This window comes from Allorhizobium ampelinum S4, assembly GCF_000016285.1.
Lineage (GTDB): Bacteria > Pseudomonadota > Alphaproteobacteria > Rhizobiales > Rhizobiaceae > Allorhizobium > Allorhizobium ampelinum.
Window position 1 is genome coordinate 34,394 of sequence record NC_011989.1, and the last position, 25,607, is coordinate 60,000.

The window sequence follows — 25,607 nt, forward strand, 5'->3', positions numbered from 1 at the left end:
GCACTAGGACCAGGCCCGGTTGAGAATGAACGTTGACGGCAGACATGACGGTATTCGGTGGGATACGATTGTCCCACAGGATAAGTGTGCCGTGTGAGGGGAATTCTATCCAAAAGGCCTATGGACGATAAGGACGGGGATCCCGGCGAGAGTCGCAGGCTGCCCTTGCGCCTGTCCTTTTCTCATCCCTTTACCTTGATCAGACGCATCTTCGGCAATGCCGTTTTCTCCAGTCTGACGCGACGGATCGTCTTCTTTAATCTTGCGGCGCTGATCGTTCTGGTCGCCGGTATCATGTATCTCAATCAGTTTCGCGAAGGGCTGATCGATGCGCGGGTGGAAAGCCTGCTGACCCAGGGGGAAATTATCGCGGGTGCGATTTCCGCCTCGGCCTCGGTCGACACCAATTCCATCACCATCGACCCGCAGAAACTGTTGGAACTGCAGGCGGGGCAAAGCATTACCCCGGTGCCGAATGACGAGGACTTGGAATTTCCCATCAAGCCGGAGCGGGTCGCCCCCGTGCTGCGCCGCCTGATTTCGCCGACCCGCACCAGGGCGCGGCTGTTTGATGCCGACGCCAATCTGCTGCTGGACTCCCGCCATCTTTATTCCCGCGGTCAGGTGCTGCGCTACGATCTTCCACCCGTCGAGGGGGATACCGGCAGCTGGACGGAATGGCTGGCCAAGCAATTCAACCGCATGCTGCAACCAAGCAATGTACCGCTCTACAAGGAAGCGCCGGGCGGGGATGGATCGATCTATCCTGAAGTGATGAATGCGCTAACCGGGGTGCGCGGTGCCGTGGTGCGCGTGACCGAACAGGGCGAGTTGATTGTTTCCGTGGCGGTGCCGGTCCAGCGGTTCCGCGCCGTGCTCGGCGTGCTTTTGCTATCCACCCAGGCTGGCGATATCGACAAGATCGTCCATGCGGAACGCCTAGCGATCCTGCGGGTGTTCGGTGTGGCCACGCTGGTCAATATCGTGCTTTCTCTGCTGCTGTCCTCGACCATTGCCAATCCGCTGCGGCGCCTGTCGGCAGCGGCCATTCGCGTCCGGCGCGGCGCCAAGGAGCGGGAGGAAATCCCGGATTTCTCTGCGCGCCAGGATGAAATCGGCAATCTGTCCGTGGCCCTGCGGGAAATGACCACGGCACTTTACGACCGGATCGACGCCATCGAGAGCTTTGCCGCCGATGTCAGTCACGAGTTGAAAAATCCGCTGACGTCGCTGCGCAGCGCCGTCGAAACCCTGCCGCTTGCCAAGACCGATGTCTCGAAGCAGCGGCTTCTGGATGTGATCCAGCATGACGTCCGCCGGCTTGACCGGTTGATCAGCGATATCTCCGATGCCTCGCGGCTGGATGCAGAACTGGCGCGCACGGATGCGGCACCGGTCGATATGGAAGTCGTGCTTGGCAATCTGGTGGAGATTTCCAGGCAGATCCGCAGCAGCAAGAAGCCGGTCGATATCGAATATGTCGTGGAGCACAAGCAGGGCCAGAAGGTCCGCTATATCATCAACGGTCATGACCTGCGTATTGGCCAGATCGTCACCAACCTGATTGAAAATGCCCGTTCCTTCGTGCCGGAAAAGGAAGGCCGTATCGTGGTGCGCCTATCGCGGACCCGCAGCCGTTGCGTCGTGCAGGTGGAAGACAACGGTCCCGGCATCCTGGTCGAGAATATCGACCGGATCTTTGAGCGCTTTTATACCGACCGTCCCGACGGCGAAAGCTTCGGCCAGAATTCAGGGCTTGGCCTCTCCATCAGCCGGCAGATCGCCGAGGCGCATGGCGGATCGTTGCGGGCTGAAAACATCCTGGAACCGGAAACTGCACGGATCCTCGGGGCCCGCTTCATCCTGACCCTGCCGGCAGAGCCATCTCCATGAACGAGAGCCGGCTCAACCTGCATGCAACCGGTGTCGTGCTGGGTAGGCGAGGCTATTTGATCATGGGGCCGAGTGGGTCGGGGAAGTCGCAACTGGCCCACCTCCTGCTGGAAAATGCGCGGCAAAATGGCCTTTTTGCCGCTCTTGTGGCCGACGATAGGGTATGGCTGGAAGCCCGAGGCGGAAGAGTGATCGCGTCCCGACCCCAGACAATTGCCGGGTTGATGGAAATCCGATTCAGCGGATTGGTGACCGTTCCAAGCCTCGATGCGGCGGTGATCGATGCCGTCGTCCTTTCGGTCGAGCCATCGTCGATGACGGAACGCCTGCCGCAAAGCGCTGAAAGCAGGTGTTTTTTTCCGGGTCAATCCTTACCTGTCCTTCGCCTTTGCCCGGCCCATCATCCAAGCGTTGCGGGGCTGCAACGATTGCTGGAGGCGTGGGCGTCAGATTAAAGGCGTGGCATCAAGACTATTTTGCACTTGCACTTCGTGTTTTCATCGCCAAGATGCACTGCACAGAATTGATTGGGTAATATTGGAGTTTGTCAGGGAGAAGTGGAACGAGGTTTTCCCAAAAAGACAAACGAAAGCAAGATAAGCGAGAGGGTGTCAGGTTCAAACCGAACCTGACAGACTTCAGGGGTAAGTTATCGTTGATCAGCAAGGTGTTGTTGCGCGTACAGGTTGTGTGTTGGATTTTCAAATAGGGCTTTTCTTGTGCCAGCGCGTGCCTTGCGACCCAACAGATCGGTGGACGAAACTATTGCAGTGCGATAACTGGCGGTCAGCAGTTGAGCAGGGAGCTATAAGCGAATGATCGGACTTGTGCTTGTCACCCATGGCAAGCTGGCTGAAGAATTTCATTATGCCGTGGAACATGTCGTTGGTCCGCAGAAATTCATCGAGACAATCTGTATCGGTCCGGAGGACGATATGGATCAGCGCCGCCAGGATATTCTGGATGCTGTGATGCGCGCCGATGATGGGCATGGGGTGATCATCCTGACGGATATGTTCGGGGGAACGCCTTCGAATCTGGCAATTTCGGTGATGAATACCGGGCGGATCGAAGTGATCGCCGGCGTCAACCTGCCCATGCTGATCAAGCTGGCGGGTGTGCGCGGCGAGAACGATATGGAAAAAGCACTCGTCGATGCGTCGGAAGCCGGCCGCAAATACATCAATGTGGCCAGCCGCGTTCTGAGCGGCAAATAGGAACGGCGAGTAAGATGACCTCCTTCACCAGAGACCTGCTGATCGTCAACAAGCGCGGCCTTCATGCCCGGGCGTCAGCCAAATTCGTCCAGACGGTGCAGGGCTTCAATGCCGAAGTCACCGTCAGCAAGGATGGAACCACCGTCGGCGGAACCTCGATCATGGGTCTGATGATGTTGGCGGCGAGCCCCGGCTGTACGATTACCGTTGTTACCTCAGGCGAGGAGGCCGAAAAAGCAATCGACACGCTGGATGCGCTGGTGCGCGACAAGTTTGGCGAGGAAATGTAAACCAAGATCGAACATAAAGATATAAAGACCTCTTTATGTGATTATTGCCTTCCTCGGCTTTCCCTGATACACGGATGACACTGGCCTGCCGCAGAATGGCGGGCGGCGCATCGGCTTTACCATCTTTTCGGATGGGTGCTGGCCTTGCGTTTCAACCCGGTCTGGAGAACGCCATGAGCACTGTACAGGATTACATCGTCGCCGATATCGGCCTTGCGGATTACGGTCGCAAGGAATTGGATATTGCCGAAACCGAAATGCCGGGCCTGATGTCCTGCCGCTCGGAGCTTGGCGAAACCAAGCCGCTAAAGGGCGCCCGCATCAGCGGTTCGCTGCACATGACCATTCAGACAGCTGTGCTGATCGAGACTTTAACGGCGCTGGGCGCCGAAGTACGCTGGGCATCCTGCAACATCTTTTCCACCCAGGACCATGCCGCCGCCGCAATCGCTGCCTCGGGCGTGCCGGTCTTTGCCGTCAAGGGTGAAAGCCTGACGGAATATTGGGATTATACCGACAGGATCTTCCAATGGACCGATGGTGGCCAGTCCAACATGATCCTCGACGATGGCGGCGACGCCACCATGTATATCCTGCTTGGTGCGCGCGCCGAAGCCGGTGAAAACGTGCTGGTCAACCCTTCGTCCGAAGAAGAAGAAATTCTGTTCGCGCAGATCAAGAAGCGCATGGCAGCCACACCAGGCTTTTTCACCAAACAGCGTGACGCCATCAAGGGTGTCACCGAAGAAACCACGACAGGCGTCAACCGCCTCTACCAGCTCAGCCAGAAGGGCCTGCTGCCTTTCCCGGCGATCAATGTCAACGATTCCGTCACCAAGTCGAAGTTCGACAACAAATACGGCTGCAAGGAATCGCTGGTCGACGGCATTCGCCGCGCCACCGACGTGATGATGGCTGGCAAGGTTGCCGTGGTCTGCGGCTATGGCGACGTGGGCAAGGGCTGCGCTGCATCGCTGATCGGCGCTGGTGCCCGCGTCAAGGTGACGGAAGTCGACCCGATCTGCGCTTTGCAGGCCGCTATGGACGGTTTTGAAGTGGTGCGGCTTGAAGATGTCGTCAAGACAGCGGATATCTTCATCACCACGACCGGCAACAAGGACGTGATCCGCATCGAGCATATGCGCGAGATGAAGGACATGGCCATCGTTGGCAATATCGGCCATTTCGATAATGAAATTCAGGTTGTCGCGCTGAAAAACCTGAAATGGGTTAACATCAAGCCGCAGGTCGACATGATCGAATTCCCGGCGGGCAACCGGATGATCCTGCTGTCGGAAGGCCGTTTGCTCAACCTCGGCAATGCCACGGGCCATCCGTCCTTTGTGATGAGCGCGTCTTTCACCAACCAGGTTCTGGCCCAGATCGAGCTTTTCACCAAGCCCGACGCCTACAAAAACCAGGTTTACGTTCTGCCGAAACATCTCGATGAAAAGGTTGCGCGCCTGCATCTGGAAAAGCTCGGCGTCAGATTGACTGAACTTTCTGACGAACAGGCCTCCTATATTGGTGTCACGCCATCAGGCCCCTTCAAGGCTGACCACTACAGATACTAATCCGTAGCCAGATATACACAAGATATAGAAATCGCAGCCTTGACAAAGGCTGCGATTTCTTTTTTTGTTTGCCCCTTTTTTCAAAATCTTATCCACAGTATTGTTTTAAAACTTGATTCGTGTGCCTCGCAGGTGCGCAGGCAGTGTTTGGTGACCGGATGTTTTTTCCGGTCACGCTGCCTATGACCCCGTGAAGCAAAAAGCCGTTTGCATGACGTCACCCTCGGGTGATGCATTCGGCATGTGCACACGCGAAATGGGGATGTCTTGTCGGAATTGCGGCACAGTGGACGGAGACAGACCGGAAATGACGGTTCAGAAGAAATACCCGTTCCTACGGGGAAGGACGGGCCTACGGGGAAGGACGGGCCTACGCGGAAGTGCGGGTAAAACCATGCGCGCCGAATCTGCGTCCTTCGGGGACACAGGACCTCGCGCTGGCGCGGCCAGCGGCATCGCCGGACGTGGCTTCCTGCGTTTATCGCGCTGGTGGCTGCACGGGAGCACGGTTCTTGCTGGTGGGCTCGTGTGCCATTCTGCCCTAGCGCAAACGATTGCCGTGCCGCAGCTGAATGCGGGCGGCATCGGCACGTTTTCATCCACTGAAATGATTGGCCTTTCCCTAGTAATCGGCGCGATTTCCGCGACGCTTCTGTCCACCCTCTGGCTGGTGCGTCAGCGCAACAGTATCGAGGCGGACAGCCGGGAGATACGATCGGCCCTGTCGGATGCCAACCAGCGCATTTCCCGTTATCAGGCGCTGATTGCCGACAAGAACCGTCGCATCGTCATCTGGGACGGTGGTGAAACCAAGCCGGAACAGCTGGGCCAATTGCCAGTGGAAACCGGCGCACCCCAGACCGAAGGCGATTTCCTGGCCTTTGGCCGCTGGATGAAGCCCGGTTCGGCCGCCGACCTGGACAATGCCATTGAGAAACTGCGCTTTAACGCCCAGAGCTTTGACCTGATCGTCGAGACCTATCGCGACGAGGTGCTGGAAGTGCAGGGCCGTGTTTCCGGGGGGCGGGCCTTTGCCCGTTTCGTGGCGCTCAATAATCTGCGCGCCGAACTGGCCGAACTGAAAATTGAAAAGACCCGGCTCTCCACCGCCATCGAAACCTTCGAAAGCCTGCTGGAATCCGTCGAACAACCCGTCTGGCAGCGCGATTCCGAGGGGCGGCTGGTCTGGGTCAATCAGGCCTATAGCGATGCCGTTGAAGCGCTGACCCCTGATCAGGCCATACAGGAAGGCCGTGAAATCCTCAACACCATTACCCGGGAAAAGATCCGGGCGACGTTGACGCCGGTTTCGCCCTACCATGATACGGTTTCCACCGTTGTGCATGGCAACCGCACTTTCTTTTCCGTGGTTGATACCAAGACGCCGAAGGGCTCTTGCGGCATGGCCATCGACGTTTCGCGCGAAGAGGCCCTGCGCGAGGAGTTGAGCCGCACCCTGAAAAGCCACGCCGAAACACTGGATCATCTGGCAACGCCGGTGGCGATTTTCGACGGCGAGCGGCGGCTGCAATTCTACAATCAGGCCTTCCAGCAGCTCTGGGATCTGGATCTCGCCTTCCTCGAATCTCGCCCCGACCATGCCGAATTGCTGGACCGGTTGCGTAGCGCCGGCAAGTTGCCGGAACAATTGAGCTGGAAGGCATGGAAGGAAAATACCCTTTCCGTCTATCGCTCCATCGATACCCAGACCGTGCTCTGGCACCTGCCCAACGGCCAGACCCTGCGTGTTATCGCCTCTGCCCATCCGCAGGGCGGCGCCACCTGGGTGTTTGAGAACCTCACCGAACAGGTGGATCTCGAAACCCGCTATAATACGCTGGTCCGGGTTCAGGGTGAAACCATCGATCATCTGTCCGAAGGCGTTGCAGTCTTTGGTCCCGATGGCCGAATCCGGCTGTCCAATCCGGCGTTCCGGGCGCTCTGGGGCATTACCGAGACTCAGGCCGCGCCTGGCACCCATATCCGCGCCATCGAAGAAGCTTGTGCTCTTTCCTATGAAAAGCCGGATGGCTGGCGCGCCTTCGGCAAGATGATCACCAGTTTCGAGGACGAGCGGCCGTCCAGCCAAGGTACGATTGAGCTGATGTCCGGCCTGGTGCTGGATTACGCGGTCATCCCGCTGCCCAACGCCCAGACAATGCTGACCTTCGTCAACATTACCGATAGTGTTCGGGCGGAACGGGCGCTGCTTGAAAAGAACGAAGCGCTGCGCAAGGCTGACGAGCTGAAGAACGATTTCGTCCAGCATATTTCCTATGAGCTGCGCTCGCCGCTGACCAATATTATCGGCTTTACCGACCTGTTGAAATCGTCGGCCATTGGTCCGCTCAATGAACGGCAGGGGGAATATGTCGATCATATCTCCACCTCGTCGGCCGTGCTGCTGACCATCGTCAACGACATTCTCGATCTTGCCACAGTCGATGCCGGTATCATGCGGCTGACCTATTCGGATATCGATCTCACCGACCTTCTGGACGATGTGTCGATGCAGATGACCGACCGGTTGCAGGAAGGCGGCGTGACGCTGGAAATCCTTGCTCCGTCGCATCTGGGCGACATTGTCGCCGACCAGCAACGGCTGAAGCAGATCCTGATCAAGATCATCACCAATGCCGTGAACTTTTCGCCCGAAGGCGCCAAGGTCGTGTTGAAATGCTGGCGTGAAGATGCCGACTTCGTATTTTCGGTTTCCGATACCGGATGCGGCATCCCAGAAGATATGCTGCCATCGGTGTTCAAGCGTTTTTCCTCGAATGCCAAGGGTGGCAAGCGCACCGGGGCTGGCCTTGGCCTGTCGATTGTCGAAAGCTTCGTGCATCTGCATAACGGCACCGTCTCGATAAACAGTGTTCCCAACCAAGGCACCACGGTTCTTTGCCGAATTCCGTCCGGTGTGCTCGTCCATTCCGTCGCCGCAGAATGACAGGATTAGAGATATCGCTTCATCTTTCGCTTGCCGATGAGGCGGCGACGATCCAGCTCGGGGAAGATCTGGCGCTTGCCCTGAAGCCGGGGGACTGCCTTGCCCTGCATGGTGATCTCGGGGCGGGAAAGTCTACCCTTGCAAGAGCATTGCTGCGGGCCTTGGCCGATGACGATGATCTGGAAGTGCCAAGCCCGACTTTCACGCTGGTCCAAAGCTACGAATTACGCATTCCCGCTGCTCACTTTGATCTCTACCGGCTGGGTGATGCTTCCGAGCTTGATGAACTGGGTTTCGATGAGGCGTTGGATACCGGCATTTGCCTCGTCGAATGGCCGGAACGGGCTGAAGACCGACTGCCGAAGACGACAATCGGCCTGCATTACGGTTTCCCTCCGGATGGTGGGCGTGAGTTGACGATCACGGGGCCTGAAGACAGGCTGGGCCGAATCCGGCGGGTGCTTGCTATCCGCGCCTTCCTCGATGCCAATGGCATGGCGGGCGCCCGACGCCGCTTCTTGACTGGTGATGCGGACTACCGCGCCTATGAAACGGCAAGGATTGACGGTCAACCGCAGCGCATCGTGATGGACAGCCCCAAACGGCCAGCCACACCGATCATCCGCCTTGGCAAGACCTACCCGGAACTCGTGCATCTGGCAGAAGACCATCGGGCTTTTGTGGCTATCGATCAACTATTGAAGGATGCGGGCCTTACCGTCCCGGAGATTTATGCAAGTGACCCCGATGGCATTTTGCTGATCGAAGATCTCGGTCAGGACGGCATTCTGGATGCAGAGGGTCAACCGGTCGCCGAACGTTACATGGAAGCGGTTGCAGCGCTTGCTTTCCTGCATGGGCAGAATGTTTCACGTGAAATGCCCGTCTCGCCGGACCATATCCACCGCATTCCCGATTTCGATGCGGCAGCCATGGGGTTCGAGACGGAATTGCTGCTCGATTGGTACATGCCCTTCACGCTCTCACGGCAACCGAGTGAAGAGGAGCGGCAGGCCTATCTCGCTCTCTGGTCAGGCATGTTTCGCCAGATCCATGACCGCAACAGTCTGGTCCTGCGCGATGTCCATTCCCCCAATCTCCTTTGGCAGGAACGGAAACAGGGCATTGCCCGCGTCGGCCTGATCGATTTCCAGGATGCGATGATCGGCCCGGCGGCCTATGACGTCGCCTCCCTGATTCAGGATGCCCGTGTCACCATCGAACCGGAGCTGCAAAAGCGGCTGCTCGATCATTATCTGACGCTGCGCCGGGCCGAAGCCGGATTTGATGAAAGCGCCTTTCTTCAAGACTTCGCCATCATGGCCGCCCAGCGCAATTGCAAGCTGGTCGGGCTTTGGGTGCGGCTGATGAAACGCGATGGCAAACCCGGCTATATGCAGCATATGCCCCGAACGCTCGCCTATCTCGCTGGCGCGCTGGAGCATGAGGCGCTCACGCCTTTGAAAGACTGGCTTTCAACACACGGCCTGTTACAGCGCGGTTGAACCTTCATTCACTGGAACAGTGGTTCTGGTCCTCTCGACAGTGGTTCTGTGGCAGGATTTGCGATAGAGCGTGTCTCGTAAAGATGATGCGTCACATGTGAGCGATGCCGCAGATCGCCGACAGATACGAGAGCCATGAAGATTTCCCAAGCCATGGTGCTGGCCGCAGGGCTCGGCACAAGAATGCGTCCTATCACTGACACCATGCCAAAGCCTCTGGTGCGGGTGGCGGGCAAGACGCTGGTGGATTATGCGCTGGATCATTTGCAACAGGCGGGCGTAGAAACCGCTGTGGTCAACATTCACCATTTTCCCGAACAAATGCTGGCGCATCTGGCCGGGCGCGATCAGCCGCGCATCGTGATTTCCGATGAGCGCGATGGCTTGATGAACAATGGAGGCGGCCTGGCCAAAGGCATCAGGCATCTGGCTCCCGGCCCGTTGCTGGTGATGAATGCCGACCTGTTCTGGATCGGTGAGCCGAAGGACCACCCCACCAATCTGCAAAGACTGGGGGAAGCCTTTGACCCGGCGCAGATGGATATGCTGATGCTCTGCGTCACGCTGGAACAGACCACCGGCCATAATGGCAAGAACGATTTCAACCTCGGCGCCGATGGCAGGCTGACCCGCTATCAGACAGGCGATCCGAATCCGGTGGTCTATGCCGGGGCCTTGGCCATGGAGCACGCCCTGTTGGACGATGCGCCTGATGATGCCTTCAATCTCAACATCTATTTCGATCGGGCCATTGCCGAGGGGCGGTTGTTCGGGCTGATGCTGGAGGGCCAATGGTTGACGGTTGGCACGCCGGAGGCGATTGAAGAGGCGGAAACGGTGCTGGCCCGCCAGCCGCAGGACATCTGATGTCCAGCCTGCAAGCCCGCATCTTCACCATTCCCCCGGATCGGCCTTTCCTGCGGCTGATTGCCGAGACCCTGTGCGATGGCCGTCTCGCCCCCGGCTTTCGCTATGATCCAGCCGATCCCCTGTCTTTGTCCAAGGTCACGATCCTGGTGCCAACTCGGCGCGCCGTGCGCGTGCTGCGCGCGCAGTTCGTCGAGGTGCTGGGTGGCCAATCCGCCATTCTGCCGATGATCAAGCCCCTGGGCGAAGCCGAGGATGATGCCAGTTATTTCGACGCGGATACCCCGGCGCTGCTGGCGTTGAACCCGCCGATCAGCAATACGGTGCGGCTGCTGGAACTGGCGCAGTTGATTCTCGCCTGGCGCAACAAGCTGCCGGATATCGTGCTGAGCATTCACACCGAAACCCCGCTTGTCGCTCCGGCCAGCCCGGCTGATGCCGTATGGTTGGCGAGGGCGCTGGTGGAACTGATCGATTCGGTGGAAACCGAGGAGCGTGATTGGGCCGATCTCGACAAGCTCGATGCCCGTGATTTTGCCTCCTGGTGGCAATTGACGCTGGCTTTCCTCGGCATTGCCAGTGCCTATTGGCCTGCCCGGCTGGAAGAGTTGAACCGGTCTTCGCCGGTTCTCCACCGCAATGCCTTGCTGCGCACCGAACGCGACCGTGTTGGTCACCTTTCTGATCCTCATCCGGTGATCGTCGCGGGCTCGACCGGCTCGATTCCTGCTGCGTCCGAGCTGATCGCGGCGGTGGCGCGCTTGCCTCAGGGGGTGATCGTGCTGCCGGGGTTGGACAAGGCCATGCCGGATGATCAGTGGCACAGCGTCGGGGGTGAACAGCCTCCCGGCATGCCGCCGGAGCCGACCGCCCGCACCCATCCGCAATACGGCCTGCACCGGCTTTTGGGCCGTCTAGGCTTGACCCGTGACGACGTGGGCGTGCTGGAAGAGGCAGAACCCGACCTTGCCGACCGCAGCGAAATTCTCTCCCGGGCGCTGTCGCCTGCCAAGGCAACTGACCAATGGACCGCCTGGCGGCAGGCATTCGGGGATAACAGGTTTCAGGCCGCCTTTGCCGATGTGGCGCTGATTGAGGCGGCCAACGAGCGGGAAGAGGCGATCGCCATTGCCATTGCCCTCAGGCTGGCCCTGGAGCGGCCCGGTGCTGATGGTGGAGAAAGCCGCGCTGCGCTGATTACCCCTGACCGCAACCTTGCGCGTCGGGTCGCGTCAGAACTGGCCCGGTTCGGCATCGAGGCCGACGATTCGGCGGGTACGCCATTTTCGGCGACGCCGCAGGGCACGTTGCTGGTGCTGGTGTTGGAAGCCGTGTTGCGGCCCGGCGATCCCGTTGCCATCGTCTCCTTGCTTAAGCACCCACTCGCCCGGTTTGGCTTGCCCGACGATGGACATCGTGAAGCCACCGACGCTTTGGAAGCCATTGCGCTGCGCGGCGGCACCGGTGCCATCGACATCGCTGCGCTGGCACCGCTGTTCGATGAACAGGTGGTCGCCCAGTTCGACGACCGCCATCCACCGGCCTGGCGGCGCTCTTTTACCGATCAGACCCGGCAGCAGGCACGGATATTGGCCGAGGCAATCGCAGAGGCGGTGGAACCGCTTGCCGGTCATGTCGTCGCCAAGCCGGATGGCCACCATTTCACCACCCGTTTGTCTTTGAGGGAATGGGCCGAGCGTACCGGCCAGGTGCTGGAGGCCGTGGCCCGCACCGATGAGGGTGATCTTGGCCCCCTCTGGGCCAATGAGGCCGGTGCCGTTTTGGCCCGGCTGCTCAGCGAAATCATGGAAACCGATGGCCAGCTAAGCGCCGATGGTCCGCAATGGATCGAGATTGTCGCGGCGCTGACCGCCAGCGAATCGGTCAAGCCAAAATCGCTGCGCCATCCGCGGGTCTTCATCTTCGGCGCGCTGGAATCGCGTCTGCAAAGTGTCGATACGATGATCCTCGGTGGGTTGAATGAAGGATCATGGCCCGGCACCACCACCAATAACCCGTTTTTGTCGCGCAGCATGAAAACCGAAATGGGACTGGAGCCGCCGGAACGGCAGATCGGCCAGCTTGCCCATGATTTCGAAATGGCCAATGGCACCCGCCACCTGATCTATTGCCGCGCCCTGCGGCAGGGATCGGCCCCCACCGTTGCCTCCCGCTGGCTGCAAAGGCTGCTGGCGCTGGGTGGCAAGGATTTTGCTGAGACCCTGAAAGCCAGGGGTGAGCGCTACCGGCATTTTGCTGACCTGCTCGATAAAGGCGCAGATCAAGCCGCCGCCCAACGCCCGCAGCCAAAGCCGCCCGCCGATCTGCATCCGAAAACCTATTCCTTCAGCGAGGTCGGGCGTCTCAGGCGCGATCCCTATTCGATCTATGCCCGCCGCATTCTGAAGCTCGATCCGGTTGAACCGTTCAACAGCGATCCAGGTGCCTCCGAACGCGGCACGCTCTACCATGCTATTGTCGAGCAATTCGTGGCGCGTATGCCCGAAAAGCTGGGGCCTGACACTGAACAGTTGATGAGTGAGATTGCCGACACGCTGTTTGCCGAGGAAAATCTGCCGCCGCATATCCATGTTGTCTGGCGCAAGCGTTTCTCCGAGGTTGGCCTCGCCTTTATCGAGTGGCAACGCCAGCGCGATCCGGCCAAGCTGGTAACGGAGGCCCGTGCCGGGGTAGAACTTGGCGAGATCGATATCCGGCTCACTGGTATTGCCGACCGGATCGATATCCGGGCTGGTCACGCCGATATCATCGATTACAAAACCGGTCTTAACCCCAGTGTTTCCCAGGCCCGCAGCCTACTTGACCCGCAATTGGCTTTGGAAGCTGCGGCTCTGACCATGGGCGCCTTCAAGGATGTCGGAAGGCTGAATCCGGATAATTTGATTTATGTCCGGCTGCGGCCCGGCGGGCGCTTCAAGGCTGATCAGGTTAATAACGAGCTGACCGGCAAGGGCGACAAGGCAAAGTCGGCACTGGATCTGGCGCATGAATCCATCGCGCAACTGACCCGCTTCGTGACCCTGCTGCAATCGGGCGAGCGCGGCTATGTCTCGCGGCTGATGCCAGCGATGATGAATGATTTCAGCGGCGACTACGATCATCTGGCCCGGGTCGCTGAATGGTCCACCGCAGAAGCGGCAGAGGAGAGCAGCAGTGATGACTGATCCGGACATGCTGCGCGATGGCGATGACCCCATTGACTGGACCACACGACAGCAATCGCTGGCCTCCGACCCGGCCCGTTCCGCCTGGGTCTCGGCCAATGCCGGGTCCGGCAAGACCCATGTGCTGACACAGCGTGTGATTCGCCTGCTGCTGGCGGGCGCGCGGCCCTCTTCTATTCTTTGCCTGACCTATACCAAGGCGGCGGCCTCTGAAATGTCGAACCGGGTGTTCGACCGGCTTGCCGAATGGGCGACCTTGTCCGACGAGGAGCTTTCCCGCCGGATCGAAACCATCGAGCGCCGACCGCCGGATCGCATGAAGATTGCCGAGGCGCGGCGGCTGTTTGCCCGCGCCCTGGAAACACCGGGCGGCTTGAAAATCCAGACCATCCATGCCTTTTGCGAGGCGCTGCTGCACCAATTTCCGCTGGAAGCCAATGTGGCCGGGCATTTTTCGGTGCTGGATGACCGCGCCGCCTCGGTGCTTTTGGCCGATGCCCGCCGTTCGTTGTTGACGGCGACCGCTGCCGAAGACGATGCAAATCTCGCCGAAGCCTTTGCCGAAGTGTTGAGCCTTGGCGATGAATTCGGGCTGGAAAACCTGCTGTCGGACATCGTTTCCAACCGCCATGCGGTACGCGGCTTTCTGGCGGTAGCCCGCCGAAAGGGCGGCGTGGAGAGTGCTTTGCGCAATGCCTTGGGCCTTCAGCCTGACGAAACCGAGATATCGCTGGCCGAAGCCTATTGGCCGCTTCCCACCCTCGCAGGTCCGCAGCTTTCCACCTATATCGATCTGGCGCTCACCAAGGGCGGTTCCCTTGTGCAGGGCGTCGCCCTGACGCTGGAGCGCGCCGTGCGCCAGCCTGACGCGCTGATCCGGGCGCAATTGCTGGAAGAGGCTTTTTATACCGGCTCCGATAAACCAAAAGCCGACCGGTCGCTGATTGCCGCCGCCATGAACAAGGCGGCCCCTCATCTGTCGGATGCGATTTTTGCGGCCCGCGACCATGTGGTGGCCTGCCGTGAGCGCCTGCGGCTGTTTCGGCTGTTCAAGGCAACACGGGCGGCGCTAACGCTGGCCGAGCGGCTGGACCATGATTATGAAGAGCTGAAAAAGCGCAGCAGCCAGCTGGATTTCGAGGATCTGATTGCCCGCACCGCCGAGCTTTTGACCCGCAGCACGGTCGGCCCCTGGGTGCATTACAAGCTGGATCAGGGCATCGACCATATTCTGGTCGATGAGGCGCAGGATACCAGCCCGGTACAATGGTCGGTGATCCGCTCGCTGCGCGAAGATTTTTTCTCCGGCCAGAGCGCCCGTCCGGTCCGCCGCACCTTCTTTGCGGTTGGCGATGAGAAGCAATCGATCTACTCCTTCCAAGGTGCAAAGCCGGAACGGTTTTCGCAGGAAGCCCGCGAGACCGAGCAGGAAGTGGCGCGTGGCAGCGAAAGCTTCAGCGCGGTGCGCCTGCCGCTGTCCTTCCGCTCCACCAATGCGGTGTTGTCAGCCGTCGATCAGGTGTTTTCGGTCACCGAGAACGCCCGCGGCCTTTCGGCTGTTGCGGAACCAGTGGTGCATATGTCGAGCCGCATCGGCCATCCCGGTGCGGTTGAAGTCTGGGAGATGATCGCGCCGGAAGGCAGCGAAAGTGAAGAGGATTGGACCGCACCCTTTGATGCAACGCCGGAAAATGCGCCCTCGGCCATGCTGGCGCGGCGGATCGCCCAGCGGATCGAGATCATGCTGGCCCGCGAGACCATCGTGGAAAAGGGGGTGGAGCGGTCCATAGAAGCAGGCGACATCCTCATTCTGGTGCGCAAACGCGGCGCTTTCGTCAATGCGCTGACACGGGCCTTGAAGCGGCGCAGCAATATTCCGGTGGCCGGGGCCGACCGGTTGCGGCTGACAGGCCATATCGCCGTGCAGGATCTGCTGGCACTGGGGCGATTCGTTCTTTTCACCGCCGATGACCTGTCGCTGGCGGCGCTGCTGAAGAGCCCGTTGTTCAACCTGAGCGAAGACGATGTGTTTGAAGTGGCAGCACGGCGCGGCGAGATCTCGGTGTTTGCCGAGATTGCCCGGCTGGCGGAGGCTGGGTCGGAAAAATGGCAGGCGGCCCTTGCCCGTCTGCACCGCTATGTGGCCTTGGCGCGGGATCTTCTGCCCCATGATTTCTATGGTCGGGTGCTTGGTCCCCTGGGGGGACGACGCGACTTTCTGGCTCGGCTTGGCAGCGAGGTCAGCGATATCATCGATGAATTCCTGACCTTTACTCTTTCCCATGAACAGGCGGGCCTGCCGGGCCTGCAATCCTTCATCACCACGCTGGAGCAGGAAGCCCCGGAAGTGAAGCGCGAACAGGACAAGGAGCGCAGCGAGGTGCGCATCATGACCGTTCATGCCTCCAAGGGGCTGGAAGCACCGATTGTCTTTCTGGTCGATGATGGCTCCAAAGCCTTCAACCATACACATCTGCCAAAATTCCGGATGATCGAGACCGGAGCGCAGCCCCAGGAATGCCCGGTCTGGGTGCCGGTGAAAGCGGTTGATAATCCTCTGACCGCTGAGGACGTGGCAAAGCGAAAACAGGCCATCGAGGAGGAATATCGACGCCTGCTCTATGTCGGCATGACGCGGGCTGCCGACCGGCTGGTGGTCTGCGGTTATCGCGGCAAGCAGGTGCAAACTGAAATCTGGCACCAGATGGTCTGGTCTGCGCTGGAATTGGACACGGAGCGGTGCCGTCAGCAGGGCTTTGGCGGGCCAGAGGGGGACTGGACCGGGCTGCTCTGGGAAAATGCCGTCGTTCCGGGCCGATTCGAACGCCAGGAAAAACGCCAGGAAAAACGGGAGCTGGAAACCTTGCCGGAGGCGCTGCTGCGGCCAGCGCCGCCGCCGCCACGCTTGCCACGGCCTTTAAGTCCCTCCGGGGCCGGGATCGAGGTGAATGACGAGGACGGCGACATGCTGCTGCGCTCGCCGTTGTTCAGCAAAGGGGAGGATGCCGGGTTGGCGCTGCAAAAGGGCCGGTTGGTGCACCGGATGCTGCAAATGTTGCCGGGCCTGCCCGCCGATGAACGCAAACCCGCCGCCCGCCGCTATGGCGAGCGCGCCGCCCGGTTCTGGCCCGCCCATGAGCGCGACCGCTTGGTGGAGAGTGTTTTGGCTATCCTTGACCATCCGGCCTTGAGCGAGGTGTTTTCCAGCCATGCGCAGACGGAATTTTCGCTGATGGGAACTATCCGGCTTGGCGCAGAACAGCGCGCCGTCTCGGCGCGAGTGGACCGAATGGCGGTTACGAACGAGAAAGTGATTCTGCTGGATTACAAGACCAACCGGCAGCCGCCGCGTCAGGAAAGTGAAGTGCCACTGTCCCATTCGGCCCAGCTTGCCATCTACCGCGAATTGCTGAAGCCGCTCTATCCGGGACGGGTGATCGAGTGCCTGCTGGTCTATACCGAAGGGCCGCATGTGGTGGCGCTGACGGAGGCGGGTTTGCACGGCGCATTACAAGAGCTTCAGACCATTCAAAACACCTAGTGCACTGACGCATTCACTTCGTTCATGCTTTCGTGCACTCATCTTTTGTTTATGCATCGATTTTTCCAAACTCGGCTGAAGCCTCCGTTTGGATCGATGCACTAGGGTTTGTCGGTCAAAAGTGCGGATCGGCAATTCATCTCGGACGCACCAAAAGGCTTATTTCCTCTTTCGCCCAAATTTGCATAGATATTTCAGATTTATGTCCGGTTGACAGCCAATCAAGAACGGGGATGGTAGCGTGGGGCGGCAAATGCAGTGGCGGCAGGGGCTTGATAGCGTCTGGCGCGCATTGCACCGCGAACAGGCTTTGCCCCTTGATGAATGTGTTACCGCAGGAGGTTGAAATGGCGCGTGTCGAACAGTTTGGTCTGGCTATCGAGCAGGATCTCTATGATTTTCTGGTGAGCGAGGCCTTGCCGGGGACAGGCGTGGAGCCAGAGGCCTTCTTCCAGCATTTCTCCAGCCTCGTGCATGAGCTTGCGCCGAAGAATCGCGCCCTGCTGGCCAAGCGCGACGCCTTTCAAGCGCAGCTGGACAACTGGTACAAGCAAAACGGCGCCCCCTCGGATCTTGCGGCTTACGAAGCTTTCCTGCGCGATATCGGCTATCTCCTGCCGGAAGGGCCGGATTTTTCCGTGACGACCAGCAATGTCGACGCGGAAATCGCTTCGATTGCCGGGCCGCAGCTTGTCGTGCCTGTGATGAATGCCCGTTATGCCCTGAATGCTGCCAATGCGCGCTGGGGTTCGCTCTACGACGCGCTCTACGGAACGGATGCGATCTCCGAGGCCGACGGTGCCGAAAAGGGCAGGGGGTATAATCCCAAACGTGGCGAAAAGGTTATTGCCTGGGCGCGGGCTTTCCTCGATCAGTCCGTGCCTCTGGCGGGTGGCCGCTGGGCGGATGTGGCGGGCCTTGCGCTGACTGATGGCTATCTTGATGTAACGCTGGCCTCCGGCGACAAGACCGGGTTGATGGACCCCTCGCAACTGGCGGGGACCTTCAGCGAGGATGGCAGCGTGACCTCCTATCTTCTGCGCCGCAACGGTCTGCATGTGGAAATCTGCATTGACGCCAAAGGTGCGATTGGTGCTGCCGATAAGGCGAATATCAATGATATCAGAATGGAATCGGCGATTACCGCTATCATGGACTGCGAGGATTCGGTTGCCGCCGTCGATGCTGAGGACAAGATCCTGGCCTATTCCAACTGGCTCGGCTTGATGAAGGGCGATCTGGAGGAAGTGGTTACCAAGGGCGATCACGTCTTTACCCGTACCCTCAATCCTGATCTCGAATTCACCGATCCGCAGGGCAAGCCCTTTACCGTCGCCAGCCGGTCACTGATGCTGATTCGCAATGTCGGGCATCTGATGACCAATCCGGCCATTCTGGATCGTGACGGTGCCGAGGTGCCGGAAGGCATTATGGATGCGATGGTGACCGCGGTGATCGCGCTGCATGATATCGGACCGAATGGACGGCGGAAGAATTCGCGCCGGGGCTCAATGTATGTGGTGAAGCCGAAAATGCATGGGCCGGAAGAAGTGGCTTTTGCCGTCGAAATTTTTACCCGTGTCGAACAGGCGCTGGGCATGGAACCCAATACGATCAAGATGGGCATTATGGATGAGGAGCGCCGTACCACGGTTAACCTCAAGGAATGCATCCGCGCCGCCAAGGACCGGGTGGTGTTCATCAATACCGGCTTCCTCGACCGCACTGGCGACGAAATCCATACCTCGATGGAAGCCGGGCCGATGATTCGCAAGGGTGACATGAAACAGGCCGCCTGGATTGCGGCTTATGAAAACTGGAACGTCGATATCGGTCTGCAATGCGGCCTGTCCGGCCATGCCCAGATTGGCAAGGGCATGTGGGCCATGCCGGACCTGATGGCGGCGATGTTGGAACAGAAGATCGCTCATCCGAAAGCCGGGGCCAATACTGCCTGGGTCCCATCACCAACGGCAGCTACGCTGCATGCCACCCATTATCATCAGGTGGATGTCGCGGGCGTCCAGGCCGGATTGAAGAGCCGGACGCGGGCCAAGCTCTCCGATATCTTGTCGGTGCCGGTGGCCTCCCGCCCCAATTGGACGCCGGAAGAAATCCAGCGCGAGCTGGATAACAATGCCCAGGGCATTCTGGGCTATGTGGTCCGCTGGATCGACCAGGGCATCGGCTGCTCGAAAGTGCCTGACATTAACAATGTCGGGCTGATGGAAGACCGGGCGACCCTGCGCATCTCCGCCCAACACATGGCCAACTGGCTGCATCATGGCGTTGTCACCGAGGCGCAGGTGATCGAAACACTCAAACGGATGGCAGCCATCGTCGATCAGCAGAATGCGGGTGATTCGGCCTATCGCCCGATGGCTGCCGATTTCGACACCTCCATCGCTTTCCAGGCGGCACTCGATCTGGTGTTGAAGGGCAGGGAGCAGCCGAACGGTTATACCGAACCGGTCCTGCACCGCCGCCGACTTGAGTTGAAGGCCACAGCAATTCCAGCAAAAGTGTGAAACGGTTTTGCGTCCGGAATTGCGCCAGCAAGAAGCCAATTCCAGCAAAAGTGTGAAACGGTTTTGCGTCTGGAACGATGCGACGAAACAGACTGAAATTTTCACGTGAAACAAAAAAGCCGCCGGAGCGATCCGGCGGCTTTTTCATGGATGGTTATCAGGCGTTATTATAACCCTGATTGTCTGAACTTAAGACTGCTGAACGATGACCTTGGTGGCCTTGCCCGGCAGGACGCGGCTGTAGAGGTCGATGACGTCCTGGTTGATCATGCGGATGCAGCCAGACGATGCGGCGGTGCCGATCGATGCCCATTCCGGCGAACCGTGGATACGGAACAGCGTATCCTGGCCCTTGTCGTTGAACAGATACATGGCACGGGCGCCAAGCGGATTGCTGATGCTGGGGCCCATGCCGTTTTCAACATATTTGGCGACTTCCGGCTTGCGCACGGCCATTTCCTTCGGCGGATGCCAGGTTGGCCATTCCTGTTTCCAAGCAATATAGGCCTGACCCTGCCAGGCGAAGCCGTCCTTGCCGACGCCGATTCCGTAGCGGATCGCCTTGCCATTCGGCAGAACGTAATACAGGAAGCGTTCCTTGGTGTTGACGATGATCGTACCGGGCCGCTCTGTGGTGTCGAAAGCAATGATCTGACGGCGGAACTTCGGGTTGACCTTCTGGATCGGAATGCCTGGCAGCGCATAGCCAGCATCCGTAACCGGACCATAGGAATCATCGAAGATCTGTGCTGTTTCGACCGAGGCTGGCGCGACAACAGGCGCGGCCTCAGCGGTCTTTTTGCTGTCGGCTTCCGACGTGGTGGAGCAGCCAGTGATGGCGAGGGTGGAGAATAGACCGAGCACGGTCAGTGCATTGCGGATTCGCATGGGAGGCTCATCGACTTTCGGGCGGGAAATGATCTGTGTTACCAGCTTTGATAGTGGTATATTTTTGATTACAGTGGAGTTTGCAAGGGAACAGAAGACCCATGCCGTCTCTGGCCTCGCAAATTGCTGAAGACTGGCTTTTTTGCAACAGACTTGGGGCCGGCAAAGAGAAGATTATGACGATTCTTACTATTTCCGTTAAGAATACATTAATCGACGGAAGGCAGTCCGAACGTGCCTTAATGATTCGCCGTGGCACGCAATTGCTTCTCGATCAGATGCGCCATGCCGTGCTGCCGGAGCTTTCGCTGGCCAGCGGCCGCCGCGCCGACCTGATCAGCGTTTCGGACAAGGGTGAAATCTGGATTACCGAAATCAAATCCTCCATCGAGGATTTTCGGGTTGACCGCAAATGGCCGGACTATCGCCAGCATTGCGACCGGCTGTTTTTTGCCACGCTGCCCGATGTGCCGCAGGAGATTTTTCCGCAAGAGTGCGGCCTGATCGTCTCAGACGGCTATGGCGCACATCTGTTGCGCGATGCACCGGAACACAGGCTTGCCCCCGCCACCCGCAAATCCGTGATGCTGGCCTTTTCACGTGCGGCAGCCCAACGGTTGATGCGGGCCGAATGGGATGCGGCCCCGCAATTTCTGCCCTGATTGTTTCGGCGCATGCGTGTTACTTTGGTGCGCGCTTGGCGAGAATGCGTTGCAGGGTGCGGCGGTGCATGTTCAGCCGCCTTGCGGTTTCCGAGACATTGCGTTCGCAGGCCTCGTAGACCCGCTGGATATGTTCCCAGCGCACCCGGTCGGCAGACATTGGATTTTCCGGCACATCGGCTTTTTCGCCCGGACGCTGGGTCAGGGCGTTGAAGACATCGTCGGCATCGGCAGGTTTTGACAGATAATCCACCGCGCCGAGTTTGACGGCCGTGACGGCGGTGGCAATATTGCCGTAGCCGGTCAGCACGATGATCCGGGTGTCGGTCCGGCTTTCGCGAATGGCCTGGATCACATCAAGACCATTGCCATCACCAAGCCGCAGGTCAACCACGGCATATTTCGGGGCTGCGGTCTTGGCCTTGGCAATGCCTTCCGCCACGGAGGAGGCGATATCCACTTGAAAGCCACGGGTTTCCATGGCGCGGGCCAGCCGTCGCAGAAAGGGCTGGTCGTCATCGACTATCAACAAGGTGGCGTCCGGGCCGAGATCGGCAGCGCCCTCTTCGTGGGTGATCGGCATATCCTGGGTCATGTTCTTTCAATCCTAGAGCATTTCCAGGAAAAGTGGAAACCGGTTTTCAGTCCGGAAATGCGTAAAAACGACGAACTAGAGCGTTGCTGCGATTCCATGAAGAGCAGAAACGCTCTAACGTCCGCAGCGTTATTGCGCACTCGCCTCTGTCGGTAAAGTCACTTTGTCGGTGTTTCCATTTCCCGGCGCGGCCAGCGCACCGTTACCCGCGCCCCCGGGCTGGAGGTGCCCCGATTTTCAAAGGTCAGGACAGCGCCGGAACGCTCCAGCAAGGTCTTGGCAATGAACAACCCCAGCCCAAGTCCGCCCGCCCGCGCATCGCTTTTGCGGCTGGTGACATAAGGCTCGCCGATTCTCAGAAGGATATCGGGCGCAAAGCCTTCTCCATCGTCCTCAATGATGATCGTCACATGACGGTTGTCATGCTCTACCGTGATGGTTACCTGATCCCGAGCATAGTCCAGGGCGTTTTCGATCAGGTTGCCAAGCCCGTAGAGAATGCCGGGATTACGGTTACCCACCGGCTCGCTGGCGCGTTCGGAAACCTCCACCACCGTCAGCTTGATGCCGAAGTCCCGGTGAGGCGCGATCACTTCCTCAATCAGCGACGAGAGCGGCAATTGCCGCATATGCGCCTCATCCTCGGCGGACAGAGTTGTCAGACGCTTCAGAATGTCGCGGCAACGTTCGCTCTGGCTGCGCAGCAGCTGGACGTCCTCGCCGAAGCGTGGGTCCTTGCCCAATTCCCGTTCCATTTCCTTGGCAACGACGCTGATCGTCGCCAGAGGTGTCCCCAATTCATGGGCGGCGGCCGCGGCCAGCCCATCCAGCTGGGAAAGATGCTTTTCCTTTTGCAGCACCAATTCGGTTGCCGCCAGCGCATCGGCCAGAAGATTGGCCTCCTTGGACACCCGATAGGCATAGAAGGCAGCAAAGGCGGTCATCGACACGATCGAGCACCAGATTGCCACCAGCATGACCGGGCCGCCGCGATCAATATAGTCGGCATACCAGGGCAGGGGAAAAGGCGTGAAAGCCTGAACCGAAATGCAGACCATCGCCAGGCCCAGCAAGGCCATGGAATGGCGCAGCGGCTGGGAGGCAAAAACCACGATGACCGGTACGCAGATCAGCGGCGCGAAGGGATTGGCCAGCCCGCCGGTGATAAACAGCAGAGCGCCCATCTGGCAGAGATCCAGCGCCAAAATCGCCAGTGTCCAAATCGGTTCCAGCCTCTGGGTGGACGGAAAGGCCAGTTGCAGCAGGAAATTCACCACTGCCAATGCGCCGATCAGAATGGCGGCGGCCAGTACCGGCATCGGAAATTGCAGAACCAGCGCGACAATTGCCAGGGTGATGGTCTGCCCTGCGACCGCCAGCCAGCGAAGCCGGACAAGCGTTTCAAGCCGCAATCTGCGGCTGGATGTACCAAAATGCATGCGAATATCCGTCTTTGCGCTCATTCACGTTCCCCCCGCCCGTCCTCCTTCGGGCAGGATCTATGTACCACGCGGTTTGGCCCGTGTCGTGGGGGCAGCAGCGGCAGGGTCGTCGGGCCAGGGATGGCGGGGATAGCGTCCTCGCATGTCGGCGCGCACGTCGCTCCATGATCCCGTCCAGAAACCAGGCAGGTCGCGGGTCGTCTGGATTGGCCGATGCGCTGGCGACGTCAGTTCCAGCAGCAGCGGCAACCGTCCGCCGCCAATGGCCGGATGGTTTTTAAGGCCAAACAATTCCTGAACGCGGATCGTCAGCTTCGGCTCGTCGCCGTCATATTGGATCGGATGGCTCATGCCGGTCGGCGCGGTAAAATGGGTCGGCGCCATCTGGTCCAGATCACGCTGCGCCTCGTAAGGCACCAGCGCCTTCAGCCCATCGATGATTCCGCCCATGGAAATATCGGCAAGGCTGCGCACACCGGTCTGGAAGGGAATGAACCAGTCCTCAAGCCGATCCAGCAAGGCCTCGTCACTCATGTCTGGCCAGGGTGTTCCGAGCGTGCGATGCAGAAAACCGATGCGCTGGCGCAATTGCTCGGCATTCTTGCTGAAATCCAGGCGTTCGAGACCCAATTGCCGCAACCCTTCAGCCAGCGCTTTGGTGGCACCTTCGCCACTGGGCCGCCCTAGCGGTGTCTCCTCCAGAATGATCGCACCGATCCGCTTGACGCGCCGAGCGCGGACCTGGCCGCTTGGCGGGTCGAAAAAGCTCTCATCGCCCTGAATGATTGCTGCCGGCAGGCTCTCTTCTATATCGGAAAGGCGGATTTCCGCTGCGCTCAGGATTCGCCCTTGCGCCGCCCGCCCGGTCAGATCGGCAATGACAAGCATGTCGCTTGCCGCCAGCCGTTCGGTTTGCGCCAGTTCCGCGCCGCGCCCGTTCGCCATCACATATCGCCCCGGTGCGCCCCGTTTCAGCGCGATCCGGTCTGGATAGGCATGCAAAAGCAGCACTCCGGCCAGCGCCGGGGTGGCAGCAGCCTGACGTTTCGGCAGGTCTTTCGTCAGCCGCTCTGCCAGCTTGCGCGCTGCACTGGCCCGCTCGCTGCGGTCCGACCGAAATCGGCGCAGGCGTTCTTCCAGGTCGATATCCGTTCCGCCCAATCCTTGTTCCGTCAGCAGGACAGCGATGTCGCTGGCTGTTTTAGCCTGTCCCTGTTCGGCGGCGGCAATTACCATAGCGGCAAGCCTCGGCGGCAGGCCAAGGCCGCGCATGATCTTGCCTTTGGCCGTCAAGTGTCCCTGATCATCCAGTGCGCTAAGAGCCACCAGCAGGTTTCGCGCCTCCTTCAAGGCTGCGGCGGGGGGCTGATCGATAAAGGATAAGGCAGAGGCATCGGTCACGCCCCAATGGGCCATGTCCATCACCAGACCTGACAGGTCACTGGCGAGAATTTCCGGCGGGGTAAAGGCTGGCATCGCTGCCGTTTGACCGGCATGCCACAGCCGGATGGCGATACCCGGCTCGGTTCGACCGGCACGTCCGGCCCGCTGGTCGGCGGAAGCGCGCGAAACACGGGTGGTTTCCAGTCGCGTGATACCCGTCGAGGGTTCGTAGACCGGCAGGCGTTGCAGCCCGCTGTCGATGACGATCCGCACCCCGTCGATGGTGATCGAGGTTTCGGCAATCGATGTGGCCAGCACCACTTTGCGGGTGCCGGGAGTGGTGGGCTTGATGGCCTGGTCTTGCTCGGCTTGTGAAAGATTGCCGTAAAGCGGTGCAATCAAAGTTGCCGCTGGCAACCGGCCCTCCAGCCGCTCCGCCACGCGGCGGATTTCGGCCTGACCGGGCAGAAAGGCAAGGATCGACCCGCTTTCATGGGCATGGGCATCGAGAATGGCACTGGTGACGCTGTCTTCAATCCGCTCAGTGCCGGGCCGGTCGCGGTGGCGGATATCGATGGGAAAGCTGCGCCCCGCACTTTCCAGCACTGGCGGGTCCTGCATCAGACCTGCCATCCGCTGCACATCCAGCGTCGCCGACATGACAATCAGCCGCAAATCATCGCGCAGCGCGGATTGGCAATCCAGCGCCAGCGCGAGACCAAAATCCGCATCCAGTGACCGCTCGTGAAATTCATCAAACAGCACGGCGGCGATGCCGGAGAGTTCGGGATCCTCAAGAATCATCCGGGCAAATACGCCCTCCGTGACCACTTCAATCCGCGTCTTGGCAGAGATGCGGTTATCGAGCCGCATTCGGTAGCCCACCGTTTCACCCACAGTCTCGCCGATCAGGGAGGCCATGCGGGAGGCCGCAGCACGCGCGGCCAGCCGCCTTGGCTCCAGCAGAATGATGCGGTTATCGCCGCGCCATGGCTGATCGAGCAGATAAAGTGGAACAAGTGTCGTCTTGCCCGCTCCTGGAGGGGCGGAAAGCACAGCACGGTTTCCCTCTCGCAATGCCTTGGCCAAA

General features: G+C 59.6%; 16 protein-coding genes (1 of these 16 cut by a window edge). 12 read left to right on the forward strand and 4 right to left on the reverse strand.

Going from position 1 to position 25,607, the window contains the following annotated elements; genetic code table 11:
• Window positions 1-120 precede the first annotated feature (120 nt).
• The 11 genes from AVI_RS00205 (at window position 121) to AVI_RS00255 (ending at window position 19,547) form a co-directional block, all read left to right on the forward strand.
• Entirely contained in the window at window positions 121-1,893 is a 1,773-nt protein-coding gene (locus AVI_RS00205; RefSeq protein ID WP_012654536.1) for a sensor histidine kinase, read from the forward strand.
• Complete coding sequence (locus tag AVI_RS00210) at window positions 1,890-2,348, forward strand: HPr kinase/phosphorylase (protein ID WP_012654537.1); 459 nt, start codon at window positions 1,890-1,892, stop codon at window positions 2,346-2,348. The genes AVI_RS00205 and AVI_RS00210 overlap by 4 nt, the downstream gene beginning before the upstream one ends.
• A gap of 360 nt (window positions 2,349-2,708) precedes the next feature.
• On the forward strand, window positions 2,709-3,110 hold the full coding sequence (locus tag AVI_RS00215; protein ID WP_012654538.1) for a PTS sugar transporter subunit IIA: 402 nt from the start codon (window positions 2,709-2,711) through the stop codon (window positions 3,108-3,110).
• Window positions 3,111-3,124: 14 nt separating this feature from the next.
• The gene (locus AVI_RS00220; protein WP_012654539.1) at window positions 3,125-3,400 is read left to right on the forward strand and encodes an HPr family phosphocarrier protein; all 276 of its coding nucleotides are present in this window, start codon (window positions 3,125-3,127) and stop codon (window positions 3,398-3,400) included.
• 173 nt (window positions 3,401-3,573) lie between these two features.
• Complete coding sequence (ahcY, locus tag AVI_RS00225) at window positions 3,574-4,974, forward strand: adenosylhomocysteinase (protein ID WP_041696032.1); 1,401 nt, start codon at window positions 3,574-3,576, stop codon at window positions 4,972-4,974.
• Window positions 4,975-5,368: 394 nt separating this feature from the next.
• Window positions 5,369-7,921, forward strand: coding sequence for a sensor histidine kinase (locus tag AVI_RS00230; RefSeq protein ID WP_139192359.1), 2,553 nt, complete (start codon window positions 5,369-5,371; stop codon window positions 7,919-7,921).
• Window positions 7,918-9,426 (forward strand): bifunctional tRNA (adenosine(37)-N6)-threonylcarbamoyltransferase complex ATPase subunit type 1 TsaE/phosphotransferase, encoded by a 1,509-nt coding sequence (locus AVI_RS00235; protein WP_012654542.1) that lies wholly within the window; start codon window positions 7,918-7,920, stop codon window positions 9,424-9,426. Before AVI_RS00230 ends, AVI_RS00235 begins: the two co-directional genes overlap by 4 nt.
• Before the next feature lie 135 nt (window positions 9,427-9,561).
• A complete protein-coding gene (locus AVI_RS00240; RefSeq protein ID WP_041696034.1) occupies window positions 9,562-10,293 on the forward strand; it encodes a nucleotidyltransferase family protein in 732 nt (243 codons plus the stop codon).
• On the forward strand, window positions 10,293-13,478 hold the full coding sequence (gene addB / locus AVI_RS00245; RefSeq protein ID WP_041696036.1) for a double-strand break repair protein AddB: 3,186 nt from the start codon (window positions 10,293-10,295) through the stop codon (window positions 13,476-13,478). The genes AVI_RS00240 and addB overlap by 1 nt, the downstream gene beginning before the upstream one ends.
• Window positions 13,471-17,019: a double-strand break repair helicase AddA gene (gene addA, locus AVI_RS00250; RefSeq protein ID WP_012654545.1), complete on the forward strand. Its 3,549-nt coding sequence runs from the start codon at window positions 13,471-13,473 to the stop codon at window positions 17,017-17,019. Before addB ends, addA begins: the two co-directional genes overlap by 8 nt.
• A 347-nt stretch (window positions 17,020-17,366) precedes the next feature.
• On the forward strand, window positions 17,367-19,547 hold the full coding sequence (locus tag AVI_RS00255) for a malate synthase G (protein ID WP_012654546.1): 2,181 nt from the start codon (window positions 17,367-17,369) through the stop codon (window positions 19,545-19,547).
• 189 nt (window positions 19,548-19,736) lie between these two features.
• Here AVI_RS00255 and AVI_RS00260 read toward each other — a convergent pair whose 3' ends face one another.
• On the reverse strand, window positions 19,737-20,435 hold the full coding sequence (locus AVI_RS00260) for a L,D-transpeptidase (protein ID WP_012654547.1): 699 nt from the start codon (window positions 20,433-20,435) through the stop codon (window positions 19,737-19,739).
• Window positions 20,436-20,611: 176 nt separating this feature from the next.
• Between AVI_RS00260 and AVI_RS00265 the strand changes: the two genes are divergently transcribed.
• Window positions 20,612-21,097, forward strand: coding sequence for an MmcB family DNA repair protein (locus AVI_RS00265; RefSeq protein WP_041697305.1), 486 nt, complete (start codon window positions 20,612-20,614; stop codon window positions 21,095-21,097).
• A 19-nt stretch (window positions 21,098-21,116) separates the two neighbouring features.
• On the opposite strand, the gene AVI_RS00270 is transcribed toward AVI_RS00265, so the two are convergent.
• The 3 genes from AVI_RS00270 to hrpB form a co-directional block, all read right to left on the reverse strand.
• Entirely contained in the window at window positions 21,117-21,692 is a 576-nt protein-coding gene (locus AVI_RS00270; protein ID WP_012654549.1) for an ActR/PrrA/RegA family redox response regulator transcription factor, read from the reverse strand.
• Window positions 21,693-21,850: 158 nt separating this feature from the next.
• Window positions 21,851-23,155: an ActS/PrrB/RegB family redox-sensitive histidine kinase gene (locus tag AVI_RS00275; RefSeq protein WP_012654550.1), complete on the reverse strand. Its 1,305-nt coding sequence runs from the start codon at window positions 23,153-23,155 to the stop codon at window positions 21,851-21,853.
• A gap of 36 nt (window positions 23,156-23,191) precedes the next feature.
• Window positions 23,192-25,607, reverse strand: the 3' portion of a protein-coding gene (hrpB, locus tag AVI_RS00280) for an ATP-dependent helicase HrpB (protein ID WP_012654551.1). Its footprint extends 47 nt past the window's final position; 2,416 of the gene's 2,463 nt are visible here — the last part of the coding sequence; its start codon lies beyond the right edge, outside the window — the gene reads right to left on this strand; its stop codon occupies window positions 23,192-23,194.